Raw genomic sequence first — 12,387 nt, forward strand, 5'->3', positions numbered from 1 at the left:
GGGGGAGCCATAGACAGCCCCCCCAAAAAATGCTCAACGCTTTCCTGACATCCTTCAGTTGTGCAATTTCGAGGCGATGCTTGCAACGTGTTTGCCCTGGAAGCGCGCTATCGTCAACTCTTTCCCGTTGGGCTGACGCGAGCCGTCGCCGCCAGCAATGGTTGAGGCACCGTACGGCGTGCCCCCGCTGACTTCGGAAATGTCGAAAAACTCCGGAATACCATAGCCGAGCGGAACCAGGACCATGCCGTGGTGTGCCAGCGTGGTCCAGAACGAGCTAATGGTATGTTCCTGGCCACCACCGGTACCGGTGGACGTAAAGACGCTCGCCACCTTGCCGTGCAGCTTTCCTTCGCCCCAGAGTCCGCCGGTCTGATCCAGAAAATTACGCATCTGACCGGACATGTTGCCAAAGCGGGTCGGCGTACCGAAGATGATCGCGTCATAGTCGGCCAGTTCCTGAGGCGACGCTACCGGAGCGGCCTGATCTGTCTTGCCTCCGGCATTGCGGAACGCCTCGTCGGACATGGTTTCGGGCACACGCTTGATCACGACCTCGGTCCCATCGACGCTGGATGCGCCCTCCGCGACCGTTTTTGCCATGGTTTCAATGTGACCGTACATGGAGTGATACAAAACGAGCACTTTCGCCATTGCGACAACCTCCTGTGTTCACGATTTACCAGAAGGGTAACGATCGCCGACGAGCCATGAAACCGGAAGATTTCCGCCGGGTTCATCAGATTTTCTGATCGTCATCACAAGATGTTCATCCTGCGCCATTGCGTACACGTGTACGCTGAAGTACCTTAGACCTATGGATAATATGGAAACCGCTTCAATGACCCGAACCACCCCCACCGTCGAATCGATCCATTACCGCGTCGAGGAATGGCTCAATAGCGCTACCCATGGCATCGGCGCCCTGCTCAGTGTGATCGGTACGGTGGCATTGATTGTCGCAGCCAGCCATTCCGGGGATGTCTGGAAGATTGTCAGTTTCAGCATTTTCGGTGCCTCACTGATTTTGCTTTACCTGGCATCCGCGCTCTACCACGGGGCTCGCCGACCGGAACTCAAGCGCGTTTTCAAGACCCTGGATCACTGCGCCATCTTCCTGCTGATTGCAGGCACCTACACGCCGTTCCTTCTGGTCAACATGCGGGGAACGGTAGGCTGGACCCTGTTCGCCATCATCTGGTCGCTGGCCCTGACCGGGGTGGTTCTGAAAGTGATCTTCAAAAACCGCTACAAGTTGGCCCGGGTAGGCATCTATATCGCCATGGGCTGGCTGATCACCTTTGCCTCCTCCGACCTGGTGGCCAACCTCAGCGAAACCGCCCTCACCCTGACGATTGCCGGAGGCATCGTGTATACCGCCGGCGTCGCCTTTTACCTCGCCGACCGCATTCCTTACATGCACGCGATCTGGCACCTGTTCGTGATCGGAGGAAGTGCCTGCCACTTCAGCGCCATCTACTACGGCGTACTGCCGCACGTGACCTGATCAGAACGCCCAGACCATTGCCATCAGGATGCCCCACGCCAGCAGGGAAGCGGCCATAACCGTGTAAGTCGCCGACATGGCCTCGACATCATGGGCCGATCGCCGGCCCAGAGAGCGAACCCCCTGGTACACCAACGCACACGAAAGAAACATCCCGGCAAAAACCGCGACCACACTGACCGCCAGAACCGGCACCAGCAGGGCCAGGGACGCCAGCCACAGCGGCAACGGAGCAATTGCGGCAAGCGTATAGGCGTCCCGGTATTCCACGGACATCTTGTGTGCTTCGAGGACGGCGTGGATCAACCAGCCCATGACAAAGAACGTCAACAATTCCGCAAGGAACAGAATCGTGGTGATGAAGCGCCATTCCTTGTCGCCAAAGCCCGTCAGGAAGCTGTCGCCGTAGTGCGTCCCCGCGTAATAGAGCAGGACCGGCGGGAGAAAGGACATGGGCACAACCACCACCCAGGCCAGAAAGGGGATGGACAGGTCCATTCGCTGCAATTCGGCCCAGGCACCGTCCCCGGAAAAGGGCAACCGAAGCATCTGCATGATTGTCATAGCTCACCTTTTATATCACGTTATGATATTTTATATTATGTAGCCTCTTAACCACTCACGGTCAAGCTCACGACATGGCACCAGACACACACGACCATCAGGACACCGACCTGACCAAGGCAGACTTCGAACGCCTCTCCCACTTTCGCCACCGGCTTCGCGTTTTTCTGCGCCACAGTGAAAACATCTGCCGAAAACACGGGCTGACGGCACTCCAGTATCAGTTGCTGCTTCATTTAAAGGGATTCGAGCAGCGAGAGTGGGCAACAGTCAGCGAGCTGTCGGACAAGCTACAGGCCAAACACCATGGGACCGTGGCGCTGATCGACCGGTGCGTCGAGGCAGAGCTTGTTGAGCGCCGCCCCTCTGCTACGGACGGCCGGCGCATCGAAGTGCACCTTCTGCCCCGGGGCGCGGAATTGACCGAAACGATTGCCCGTGAACATCAGCCGGAACTGGCCTACCTTCAGGATGAGTTCCGATTGCCCGGATGGCCGACCGGCGAGGATAGCTAGACAGCCATGACAGGATCATCCGCGCGTCGGCCCATCTTTGCCTTCTGGTTTTTCTTCCCCGCTGCCGCGACCTGGGCGGCATTGGCGGTCCCGCTGGCCTTGCTCGGACCTTTAGCCGGACAGGGATGGGCACCTGGCCTGATCGGCGCGGGCCACGGTCACGAAATGATTTTCGGATTCGCGCTCGCGGTGATTGCCGGGTACACCCTCGGCCCACAACCCGCTTCCGTCCTCCTGTTTCTTGGCGGTGTATGGCTGCTTGCCCGATCAGCCTGGCTGATTGCACCGGCAAGTCCTGTTGCCCAGATTCTGAGCCCCGCTTTCGCGCTGTTTCTTGCGCGCTACGCCGTCCCTCGCTTCAGCGCGGCCAAGAAATGGCGCAATCGGATAGCCGGCCCATTGATCCTGTTGCTGTGCCTGCTACCCATCGGTTTCTGGCTCACAGGCAGCAATACCGTGGTCAATCACCGGGGGCCCGATACCCACCAGTTGATGCAGGCCGGTGTCCTGGGGCTGCTCCTGCTGATGACCTTCATGGGAGGCAGGATTATCGCGCCCGCCGTTGCCGGAACCCTGGAGAAAAAAGGGATTGCGTTGACGGCCCGAGTCCAACCACGGATCGAAGGTTCGCTCCTGGTGCTCCTGTCCGTAGCCGTCCTGCTCAGTCTGGGCGATGTTCTTCCAGAACTGGTGGCAGCCTGCCTGATGGCCTCCGCGGCACTGATTATCATTCGGCTGGCCCGATGGCGCTTGTGGCGGTGCCCGGAGCGACCAGACCTGCTGATGCTCGGCCTCGGCTATAGCTGGCTGGCGGTCGGAAGCGGCTGTCTGGGGGCGGCATTGGCGATGGGCAAGGCACCTGTCCCGGCCTTGCACCTGATTACCATTGGCGGCCTGGGCACCCTGTCGACGGGGGTCATGCTTCGCCTGACCTGGCAGAGGGCCCATCGAAGACCGCCCCCACCCTGGCAGGTGCTGGGGATTGCCGGCCTGATCGGTGGTGCGGCGGTTTGCCGTTTTCTCGCTGGTTCCCAGCCGTTCAATGCCCCACCCCTGCTCTGGTCGTCAGCGATGCTCTGGTCGGTCGCCTTCGCAGGTGTTGCCATCCAGACCGTTTGCCTCATCCGACCGGCCCATTTGCGCCGGAAATGAGTGGCTACCTCCACTGCGCCAGCAGCCTCACGGCCTACCACCTTGGAAATATCCCACCTGCATCCTGCTGTTTTAAAAGAACTTTAAAGGCCATTTTTAGTCCTTCTCCGGCGCTGGTCATGGGGGATAAATGCCCGACCTGAATTCCTTGATTTTTCTCAAGTGGGGCCGGCCCCTCCGGTTTGCACAATGTCTGCAACGACCAAAAGCCACGAGCACCGTGGCAGCGGATTCGCAAACCAAGGAGCAGACATCATGGCCAGAACCGCCGCAGACGCCGGTCCCCTGGGCGTCAAAGACAAGACCAACGCAGACATCGAACACTGGGATGTCGAGAACGAGGACTTCTGGGAACGGGAGGGCAAACGGGTTGCCACCCGAAACCTCTGGATTTCCATTCCCAGCCTGCTGATCGGCTTTGCCGTTTGGCTGATGTGGGGAATGATCACCACCCAGATGAAAAACCTGGGCTTTCCCTTCTCGGTGGACCAACTCTTTACCCTGAGTGCCATCGCCGGGCTTTCCGGCGCGACACTCCGGATTCCCGCGTCGTTCATGATCAAGATTGCCGGTGGACGGAATACTGTGTTCCTCACCACGGCGCTGTTGATGATTCCCGCCCTTGGAACCGGCATAGCGCTGATGAATCCGGGAACACCCTTTATTGTTTTCCAGGCACTGGCGCTGCTCTCCGGCATCGGTGGCGGTAACTTCGCCTGCTCCATGAGCAACATCAGTGCCTTCTACCCCAAGAGCAAACAGGGCTATGGGCTGGGCATGAATGCGGGCCTCGGCAATTTCGGCGTCACCACCATGCAGGTGCTGATTCCGCTGGTGATGACCGTCGGCCTGTTCGGTGCACTCGCCGGGGATCCCATGCAATTGCAAAGCCCCAGCGGTACCTTGATCGGCAGGATTGAAGCGGGCACTGACACCTGGATCCAGAATGCTGGCTTCATCTGGCTGGTCTTTCTGATCCCACTGGCCTTCGCCGGCTGGTACGGAATGAACAACCTGAAAGTCGTGACCCCCAATCCCGGCAGCCCGCTTTCCGCGTTCGGCAAGATTCTGGGCCTCTATGGTGTGGGCATGCTTACGTCTGTCGTGGGTGTCTGGGCACTGGGCCTGCTGAACATGTGGGTGGCGCTACCGCTGACCATCGTTCTGACCGTTGTCCTTCTTCGACTCATCCCGGGCGATATCAAACCCAACATCCGGAACCAGTTTGCGATTTTCAACAACAAGCACACCTGGTCCATGACCATCCTCTACATCCTGACATTCGGATCCTTCATCGGTTTCTCGGCAGCGCTGCCGCTGTCCATCAGCGTTATTTTCGGCAACATGATGCAGGCAGGCGCAGACGGGACTCTGGTCCGCGTTGTTAATCCGGATGCGCCCAGCGCCCTCACCTGGGCCTGGATGGGTCCCTTTGTAGGCGCACTGATACGCCCCGTCGGCGGCTGGATTTCTGACCGAATGGGCGGCTCCATCGTGACCCAGATCATCTCCGTGATCATGGTGGTCGCCTCAGTGGCAACCGGCTATGTGATGATGTTGGCCTACAACTCTACCGATCCGAACACCTACTTCCCGCTGTTTCTGATCCTGTTCATTGTGATGTTCGCCGCCAGCGGTATCGGCAACGGCTCCACCTTCCGCAGCATCGGCTTCATCTTCAATCAGCAGCAGAAAGGTCCGGTGCTGGGGTGGACCTCCGCCGTGGCCGCCTATGGTGCCTTTATCGCACCAAGGGTGATGGGCGAGCAGATCCAGGCAGGAACACCGGAACTGGCCATGTACGGTTTTGCCGTCTTCTACGCGGCCTGCCTGTTCGTGAACTGGTGGTTCTACCTGCGCAAGAACGCCTACATCAAAAACCCCTGATTCCTGCTCTTTTTCCTGCAACCGGTTTCGGCAACGAAACCGGTTTTTTTGTGCCCTTAGAATATCCCGCCGGCACCATTCCTTGCGTTTGTGCCCACCGCCACAGAAATACCCGTCGACCTGTTCGATGCCCAGAAGATCCTGGCCACCTCCGTACCAGAGGACTCGGGAAAAGCGCGCCAGGACATCCGCAAAGCGGCCGAACAACGGGTGACCGATGCCGTGCTGTCTGTCGAGTTGCAGTTGACCAAGCTGGTACTGGCGGGCGCCCGCCATATCGTGGTTGGTAACGCCCCGGATATTGCACTGGCACCGGCAACAGATCAGCTGACCGGTTACCTGAGCGCTTCAGCGGATGACCATCAGGAAGCCAAACGGGCCAGCAAGTTCTACAAGTATTCTTCTCGCCTTGCGGCGCAATTCAACGAGGAGCTGGCTGCGGCGATTGCCCGGGTTGAAACGGCTGCGGACCTCGACATTGCCGAGTGGGATCTGGCTGACTTCCTGTCGAACCAGATTGAGGATGCCGACGTCCTTGGGTATACCAATACCGAGGATGCCTGCACCGACAGTGGCGCATTGCCGGATTGCGAAGGCTTTGTCTTCTTTGACGGTGTGCATCCGACAACCGTGGTTCACCAGCGTGCTGGCCAGAATATCCTGCAACTGCTCGCTCAATAATTCACGAGCACGATCATCTCCGTACAAAAAAGCCCGCAGGCGTTTCCACCTGCGGGCTTTTTCTTCGGCGTCAATGCTCAGCTGGACGCCGCTGCGGCCTGCCGTCGGCGCTCTTCCTCCTCGATCTGAAGATCCACTGAGGACACCTGGTACTCATCCGCAAATCCGGACTCCGGCTCTTTCAGCCACATCATGCAGAGGACCCAGCTGATGAAGGCACCGGCCGCTATGATCTGGAAGAATTGCGTGGGGGTCACGAAGGTGAGGATGGTCAGGTACACCACCGCGCCGACATTGCCGTAGGCCCCCGCCATACCGGAAATCTGTCCGGTGAGCCGGCGCTTGATAGAGGGAATGATGCCGAACGTGGCCCCTTCTGCCCCCTGCACGAAGAAGGAGGTGAAGACGGTAATGCCGACGGCGACGATCAGCGGCCAGTTGGAATCGAGCAGGCCCATCAGGCCGAACCCGACGGCGATTCCGAACATGTAGCTGAGCATCACGAAGCGCCGGTTACCCATGCGATCGGAAACCAGTCCGCCCATGGGCCGGGCAATCAGGTTCACAAAGGCGAAGGACGCCGCAATCAGCCCGGCTGCAGTGGCACTCAGGCTCCAGGTCTCCTCGAAGAACATCGGCAACATGGACACCACTGCCAGCTCCGCGCCGAAATTGGCAAAGTAGGTGCTGTTCAGCGCGGCAACACTGTTGAACGGGTATTTGTCGTCCTCCGGCACGCCCTGCTTCAGGATGGGCACGTTAACCCGAAGAATCTGGATGATCTGGTAGCACACCACGAGGAAGATGGCCCCGTAGGCGACCAGAGCGCCGGTGAAGCCCAGGTATCCCATGTTCTGTATGCGCCAGACGAGAATGGCGAGCACACCTACCAGCGGGATGGTCCAGAGGATCAGTTTGATCATGTCTGCCCAGGAGCTGACTTCCAGTGCAACCGCCTTGCGGGGCTTGCGGTGAACGGTGCCGGCAGGGCCATCGGTGATCGCAAACCAGTAGTAGATACCATAGGCGGCCATGACGATCGCGCTCTGGGCAATTGCCCAGCGCCATCCGTCCTCGCCTCCGTAGAGCTGCAGTGCGATGGTCGGCAGGGTAATGGCGGCAGCGGCAGAGCCGAAGTTGCCCCAGCCGGCGTAAAAGCCCTCGGCAAAGCCGATGTCCCTTGGCCGGAACCAGAGTGCAGTCATATGGATTCCAACCACGAAGCTGGCACCAATGGAGCTGAGCACCAGCCGGCTTACGAGCAGCTGAGTCATGGTGTTGCCGAAGGCAAACACCAGTGCCGGAATCGACATCAGAATCATCAACAGGGAAAACACACGGCGCGGTCCGAAACGATCCAGGGCCATGCCGACGACAATCCGTGCGGGTATCGTCAACGCCACGTTACAGATAGCGAACAACTTGAGATCGTCCGCGGTCAGCCAGTCCACGCTTTTGAGCATGCTGGACGCCAGCGGTGCCATGTTGAACCAGACATAGAAGGTAATAAAGAACGCGATCCAGGTCAGGTGCAGGGCCTTGATCTCGGCATTCTTGAAGTGGAAAACATCTGCGACTTTCATGTCAGCCTCCTTGGGCCAGGCAAGCAAAATCCGGGTGCCGTTTATCGGCTAGGGAGAATCAGGAGCGGGCACTGGATCCGGCGGGCGAGAAAGGAACTCACGCTGCCAAAGGTCATGTAATCCAGTTCATCCACGAAATGGGTCAGGGAGCGGGCGATAAAACCGCCATCCGGTTCGTGACTGTGGCGTGCGATAACCAGCATGTCCGGACGGATTTTTTTCTCTGCGGCAAAGAGCAGCATTTTTCGGGCATCGCCCTCCAGCAACAGGGGCTCGGCAGATATGTCTTCCTGCTGGCACACCTCCACCGCTTCGGCAAGAGAGCCGTTGAGTTCGGAGACTTCCTGCTGAAAGAGGTCTTCATTGCCCGCGGTAATGTCCCGGGGGTTTTCGGCAACGGCAACAAGGGTGATTCGGGGTCGAAGGTCCCGGAACATGGTCAGCGTCTGCGCCAGGGCCAGCCTGGCGTTCCGCGAACCGTCATAGGCGATCATGATTTTCATGGGTTTCTCCAAAAACAGAGTCCGCCCCGGAAAACCGGGGCTGCTATTGATATCTGTCAGCCATTAGCCCACACCCCTGTGACCCCGATAATTGACAAACATCAACGCCGGGGCCGCCTACCCCACCAGAGAAAGAGACCACCTATCCCTCGGGCAGTGAATCGCCAGAAACGGGCTACCACCCCCTTCCCAGCTGGAGGTACCTCCAATGCCCCCAAGGGAAAACCACCGCTTTTTGATAGTGTGAAAACAGGAAAAAAAGCAGAACAGGAGCTCTGCAATGACCCGCGCACTTTCAAAATCCCAGCAGTACCGTGCCCTCGGTCTGTCGACGTTCGCGTTCACCCTGTGCTTCGCGGTCTGGACCATTTTCTCCATCATCGGCATCCGTATCGCCGAAGACCTGTCACTCTCCGATACCCAGCTCGGGCTGTTGATGGCAACACCGATCCTCACCGGGTCGATCAGTCGGCTTTTCCTGGGGATCTGGACAGACCGATATGGCGGTCGCTGGGTGTTCGGGATTCTGATGCTGACAACGGCGGGATGCGTATACCTGCTCACCTTCGCGAGCACCTACGCGATGCTTCTGATCGGTGCCCTGGGTGTCGGGCTCGCCGGAGGCTCGTTCATTGTCGGGGTGGCCTACACCGCAGCGTGGTTCGAGCCAAAGCGCCAGGGTACGGCGCTCGGCATTTTCGGGGCGGGCAACGTCGGGTCGGCGGTCACCAATTTCGGTGCACCGTTCCTGCTGGTGGCGTTTGGCTGGGAATCGACTGCGCAGATCTACGCCACGGTTCTGGCGATCATGGGGGTCGTATTCATCGCCCTGGCCAGGCCGGATCCCCTGTCCGAAGAACGTAAAAGCGAACGCAGCAAATCGTTCATGGAGCAGATGGAGCCGCTGAAAGAACTTCGTGTCTGGCGTTTTGCCCTGTACTACTTTTTCGTGTTCGGGGCTTTCGTGGCACTGGCGCTCTGGTTGCCGCATTTCCTCATCGGGGTCTACGGACTCGACATCAAAACGGCCGGCATGATCGCCGCCCTGTACACGATTCCCGCATCGCTGTTCCGGATTCTCGGAGGCTGGCTATCCGACCGGTACGGCGCCCGCAAGGTCATGTACGGAACGTTTCTGGCCGCCGTGGCCTGCACGTTCCTGCTGAGCTACCCGCCAACCGACTACCGGGTGCATGGCATCGATGGTGACATCCAGTTCACCCTGGCCATGAACCTGCCCATGTTTGTGGTATTGATCTTCACGCTGGGATTCTTCATGTCACTGGGCAAGGCTGCGGTCTACAAGCACATACCGGTTTACTACCCTCTGCACGTGGGCGCCGTTGGCGGTGTCGTCGGTATGATTGGCGGGCTCGGGGGCTTTATTCTTCCGCTGGCGTTTGGCGTCCTGAACGACCTGACCGGGGTCTGGCAAAGCTGCTTCATGCTGATGTTCGTGATCGTCACCGCGGCGCTGATCTGGATGCATTACGCCATTCGAACCGCCGAGCGGGTGGAGTGGGCCGCCAACGAGGAGCGGACCGATCTCCCGGAACTGGCCACCCCACACCTGTTCTATCCGTTAAAACACCGCAGCCCGCCAGCGGTCTCAGCCGAACACCGGTTTGGTCATGGCCAGATGAAAGATGGCGCCAACCTGTAGGAATGCCAGAACGGCGGCAATGGCTCGCACGCGGAACGGCGCGGAGGTCTTGAGGGCAAAAACACCCGCGCCGATGTAACCGAGCAACAGAAAGATCTTGGCGGTCAGCCACCCGTGCACAAAAGGCATCCAGGGAGTGACGATCACCAGTCCGATGGCGGCCGTCAGTAGCACCGTATCGTTGACGTGGGGAATCCAGCGCATGGGTGTCTGCCGCCAGCCGGGCCGACCGACCGCGTCGAGCAGCAGGCGCAAGGTGAACAGGACGACCGTGATGTAGGCCGCGCTGACGTGAATGGCCTTGAGAATCGGATAGGCACTCATGGCATTTCCTCAATAAATCAATCAGTTGATCGGATTGTACGCACTATTACCCGGTAATGGGTATGTTCCGGCGTAACAAAACGGTTTAACATATATATTATATTCATCTTTATTCGGGAGTCAGCATGCAGGCCATTCCATCAACCCGGACTGCCGAGCCTGCACGGATTCGGCAGATTTTCAGTTACCCCTTCCGCGTATTTTTTCTGTCCATGGCGGTTCTGTCGGTCACGGTGATCCCCCTCTGGGTGCTGACGGTCACCGGCACGATCACTCTGCCCCTCGCCTTGCCGGGCTTGATCTGGCATCAGCATGAGATGCTGTTCGGGTTCCTTTCCGCAGCAATTGCCGGTTTTCTGTTGACCGCCGTGTGCGTCTGGACCCAGACCACCCGAATGCACGGTCTCCGACTGGCGGGCCTTTGGGGCGTCTGGCTTGCCGGCCGCCTGCTTCTGGCTTTCGGGGCAGGTCTGCCCGACTGGCTCGTGCTGGGTGTTAACCTGGCGTTCCTGCCCCTGGTGGGCCTGGATGCTGGCTGGCGCATCTGGAAAGCCCGCCAACGCCGGCAACTGATGATTCTGGTGGTCCTCGGACTGCTGTGGCTTATGCAGATCGGGTTCCTGCTGCGCCTAGACATGGTCTACAGCCACGGCGCGCTGATCATGGCCATGGCACTGATCGGCATCATTGGCGGTCGCATCACCCCGGCCTTTTCCGGCGCCTGGTTGCGCCAGCGCGGACATGATGCCTCCGGCATCCGGGTGGTCCCCGCTCTGGACATGGCGAGCGTCATCACCATGATCCTGCTGTTGGCTGCCATGGTAAGCGGCTGGTCCCGGGTAACCGGGGTGCTGGCCTTGACCGCCGCCGTCCTGATGGCCGTCCGCCTGATCGGCTGGAAGGGCTGGCTGGTGCGCCGCGAACCCTTGCTCTGGAGCCTGCACCTGTCCATTCTCTGGGTCCCGGTATCCTTGTTGTTGCTGGCAGGCAGCTCGCTGGCCGGCTGGCCCGCCACCGCGTGGAGCCACGCGGCCGGAGCCGGCGCGGTGGGATGCCTGGTACTCGCGGTCATCGCGCGTGTTTCACTCGGCCACACAGGGCGACCGCTGTCGCTTCCCCGGGGCCTGGTCACCGCCTTCGTGGCCAGTCAGGTTGCAGCAGTGCTTCGTGTCCTGACGGCCTTTTCGGCCATTCCCTGGCAACACGGGATCGCAGTCAGTGCCCTGTTGTGGATTCTCGCCTACGGGATCTTCCTGGTTCGTTACGCAGGTATCCTCTCGGCTCCCCGCCCGGATGGCCGCGAGGGGTGAATCGGAAGGGGCGGTCACTCAGGCCGCCCGCTCCCTCTCGTAAAGGCCGGCAAAGACCTTGCGGGCCGTGCGGAAGCGATCAGCCGGAAAATGGATACTGATCCCCTCCAGCGCGGCCAGCAGCATTTCAAGATGCGCATCCCAACCGGCGCAGGAAATCGAGACCAGATCATCATCCGGCAGCGACAACGTCAGGCGGAGCCGGGTCTGGTTGGCGTCTTGCCCGCAGGGTTCAAGCTCCCAGGTCAACGGGCGTTCCGGGTGATCTCCGGAACTCCAGGAATAAGACAGCAACCGTTCCGGCTCAAAGGTCCGGATGCGACAGTCGATTGGCATGCCACTGTTGCCGAAATCGAGCTGTACCCTGCCCCCCTCGCGGGGATCGACAACCCCGGGCGCCAGCCACTGCGACAGACACACCGAATCGGTCAGCATTTTCCAGACTCGCCGGGCATCGTGCTCGATCAGCCGCTCCATCCGAACCTCCACACGGCCGCTTGCCATCCTCAGTTGGCCGCAAATTGACGTGTGATCCGTTTCCATAATGACCTCCGCTATCGTTGGCCGGGCCCGGCATTGGCCATCAATACCGGGCCCGGACTTCAGCCTGTCCATGACGATAACAGTCCGCCCGGGGGCGATCCTTGATGACGATTAATTGCACAACGGAAAGCCGGTAGACGTACTTCGGGCAAAGA

The 12,387-nt window shown here is 59.6% G+C and carries 13 protein-coding genes; 7 read left to right on the top strand and 6 right to left on the bottom strand.

The features are described from left to right. Positions 1 to 54: 54 nt before the first annotated feature. The gene (wrbA, locus tag MSNKSG1_RS11100; RefSeq protein WP_008939365.1) at positions 55 to 654 is read right to left on the bottom strand and encodes an NAD(P)H:quinone oxidoreductase; all 600 of its coding nucleotides are present in this window, start codon (positions 652 to 654) and stop codon (positions 55 to 57) included. A gap of 187 nt (positions 655 to 841) precedes the next feature. Between wrbA and trhA the strand changes: the two genes are divergently transcribed. Continuing rightward, positions 842 to 1,507 (top strand): PAQR family membrane homeostasis protein TrhA, encoded by a 666-nt coding sequence (gene trhA / locus MSNKSG1_RS11105; protein WP_008939366.1) that lies wholly within the window; start codon positions 842 to 844, stop codon positions 1,505 to 1,507. Here trhA and MSNKSG1_RS11110 read toward each other — a convergent pair whose 3' ends face one another. Next, the gene (locus MSNKSG1_RS11110) at positions 1,508 to 2,071 is read right to left on the bottom strand and encodes a Yip1 family protein (RefSeq protein WP_040886861.1); all 564 of its coding nucleotides are present in this window, start codon (positions 2,069 to 2,071) and stop codon (positions 1,508 to 1,510) included. A gap of 74 nt (positions 2,072 to 2,145) precedes the next feature. On the opposite strand from MSNKSG1_RS11110, the gene MSNKSG1_RS11115 reads away from it, so the two are divergent. The 4 genes from MSNKSG1_RS11115 to MSNKSG1_RS11130 all read left to right on the top strand — a co-directional run bounded on the left by MSNKSG1_RS11115 (position 2,146) and on the right by MSNKSG1_RS11130 (position 6,306). Continuing rightward, positions 2,146 to 2,586 carry a MarR family winged helix-turn-helix transcriptional regulator gene (locus MSNKSG1_RS11115; RefSeq protein ID WP_008939368.1) on the top strand — a complete coding sequence of 147 codons (441 nt, stop codon included), beginning with the start codon at positions 2,146 to 2,148 and terminating at the stop codon, positions 2,584 to 2,586. A 6-nt stretch (positions 2,587 to 2,592) separates the two neighbouring features. Beyond that, positions 2,593 to 3,738, top strand: a complete 1,146-nt coding sequence (locus MSNKSG1_RS11120) for an NnrS family protein (RefSeq protein WP_008939369.1) — start codon at positions 2,593 to 2,595, stop codon at positions 3,736 to 3,738. 255 nt (positions 3,739 to 3,993) lie between these two features. Further along, positions 3,994 to 5,625: an MFS transporter gene (locus tag MSNKSG1_RS11125; RefSeq protein ID WP_008939370.1), complete on the top strand. Its 1,632-nt coding sequence runs from the start codon at positions 3,994 to 3,996 to the stop codon at positions 5,623 to 5,625. A 90-nt stretch (positions 5,626 to 5,715) separates the two neighbouring features. Continuing rightward, the gene (locus MSNKSG1_RS11130; RefSeq protein ID WP_008939371.1) at positions 5,716 to 6,306 is read left to right on the top strand and encodes an SGNH/GDSL hydrolase family protein; all 591 of its coding nucleotides are present in this window, start codon (positions 5,716 to 5,718) and stop codon (positions 6,304 to 6,306) included. 77 nt (positions 6,307 to 6,383) lie between these two features. On the opposite strand, the gene MSNKSG1_RS11135 is transcribed toward MSNKSG1_RS11130, so the two are convergent. Both MSNKSG1_RS11135 and MSNKSG1_RS11140 read right to left on the bottom strand, forming a co-directional pair. Then, on the bottom strand, positions 6,384 to 7,889 hold the full coding sequence (locus MSNKSG1_RS11135; RefSeq protein ID WP_008939372.1) for an MFS transporter: 1,506 nt from the start codon (positions 7,887 to 7,889) through the stop codon (positions 6,384 to 6,386). Between the two features lie 41 nt (positions 7,890 to 7,930). Further along, positions 7,931 to 8,392 (bottom strand): universal stress protein, encoded by a 462-nt coding sequence (locus tag MSNKSG1_RS11140; protein WP_008939373.1) that lies wholly within the window; start codon positions 8,390 to 8,392, stop codon positions 7,931 to 7,933. A gap of 280 nt (positions 8,393 to 8,672) precedes the next feature. On the opposite strand from MSNKSG1_RS11140, the gene MSNKSG1_RS11145 reads away from it, so the two are divergent. Further along, on the top strand, positions 8,673 to 10,055 hold the full coding sequence (locus MSNKSG1_RS11145; RefSeq protein ID WP_008939374.1) for an MFS transporter: 1,383 nt from the start codon (positions 8,673 to 8,675) through the stop codon (positions 10,053 to 10,055). On the opposite strand, the gene MSNKSG1_RS11150 is transcribed toward MSNKSG1_RS11145, so the two are convergent. Further along, positions 10,002 to 10,379: a SirB2 family protein gene (locus MSNKSG1_RS11150; protein ID WP_008939375.1), complete on the bottom strand. Its 378-nt coding sequence runs from the start codon at positions 10,377 to 10,379 to the stop codon at positions 10,002 to 10,004. The two genes, MSNKSG1_RS11145 and MSNKSG1_RS11150, sit on opposite strands and share 54 nt — an antisense overlap. 125 nt (positions 10,380 to 10,504) lie before the next feature. Between MSNKSG1_RS11150 and MSNKSG1_RS11155 the strand changes: the two genes are divergently transcribed. Beyond that, positions 10,505 to 11,689 (top strand): NnrS family protein, encoded by a 1,185-nt coding sequence (locus MSNKSG1_RS11155; protein WP_008939376.1) that lies wholly within the window; start codon positions 10,505 to 10,507, stop codon positions 11,687 to 11,689. An 18-nt stretch (positions 11,690 to 11,707) separates the two neighbouring features. On the opposite strand, the gene MSNKSG1_RS11160 is transcribed toward MSNKSG1_RS11155, so the two are convergent. Beyond that, on the bottom strand, positions 11,708 to 12,232 hold the full coding sequence (locus MSNKSG1_RS11160) for an SRPBCC family protein (protein ID WP_008939377.1): 525 nt from the start codon (positions 12,230 to 12,232) through the stop codon (positions 11,708 to 11,710). Between the last annotated feature and the right edge of the window lie 155 nt (positions 12,233 to 12,387).

Origin of the sequence: Marinobacter santoriniensis NKSG1 (genome assembly GCF_000347775.1) — a bacterium.
In the GTDB taxonomy this organism is placed as follows: Bacteria; Pseudomonadota; Gammaproteobacteria; order Pseudomonadales; family Oleiphilaceae; genus Marinobacter; species Marinobacter santoriniensis.

Bases quoted from the DNA above. Each gene is read 5' to 3' on its own strand.
- wrbA (WP_008939365.1), bottom strand. From the start codon at position 654: ATGGCGAAAGTGCTCGTTTTGTATCACTCCATGTACGGTCACATTGAA.
- trhA (WP_008939366.1), top strand. From the start codon at position 842: ATGACCCGAACCACCCCCACCGTCGAATCGATCCATTACCGCGTCGAG.
- MSNKSG1_RS11110 (WP_040886861.1), bottom strand. From the start codon at position 2,071: ATGACAATCATGCAGATGCTTCGGTTGCCCTTTTCCGGGGACGGTGCC.
- MSNKSG1_RS11115 (WP_008939368.1), top strand. From the start codon at position 2,146: ATGGCACCAGACACACACGACCATCAGGACACCGACCTGACCAAGGCA.
- MSNKSG1_RS11120 (WP_008939369.1), top strand. From the start codon at position 2,593: ATGACAGGATCATCCGCGCGTCGGCCCATCTTTGCCTTCTGGTTTTTC.
- MSNKSG1_RS11125 (WP_008939370.1), top strand. From the start codon at position 3,994: ATGGCCAGAACCGCCGCAGACGCCGGTCCCCTGGGCGTCAAAGACAAG.
- MSNKSG1_RS11135 (WP_008939372.1), bottom strand. From the start codon at position 7,889: ATGAAAGTCGCAGATGTTTTCCACTTCAAGAATGCCGAGATCAAGGCC.
- MSNKSG1_RS11140 (WP_008939373.1), bottom strand. From the start codon at position 8,392: ATGAAAATCATGATCGCCTATGACGGTTCGCGGAACGCCAGGCTGGCC.
- MSNKSG1_RS11145 (WP_008939374.1), top strand. From the start codon at position 8,673: ATGACCCGCGCACTTTCAAAATCCCAGCAGTACCGTGCCCTCGGTCTG.
- MSNKSG1_RS11150 (WP_008939375.1), bottom strand. From the start codon at position 10,379: ATGAGTGCCTATCCGATTCTCAAGGCCATTCACGTCAGCGCGGCCTAC.
- MSNKSG1_RS11155 (WP_008939376.1), top strand. From the start codon at position 10,505: ATGCAGGCCATTCCATCAACCCGGACTGCCGAGCCTGCACGGATTCGG.
- MSNKSG1_RS11160 (WP_008939377.1), bottom strand. From the start codon at position 12,232: ATGGAAACGGATCACACGTCAATTTGCGGCCAACTGAGGATGGCAAGC.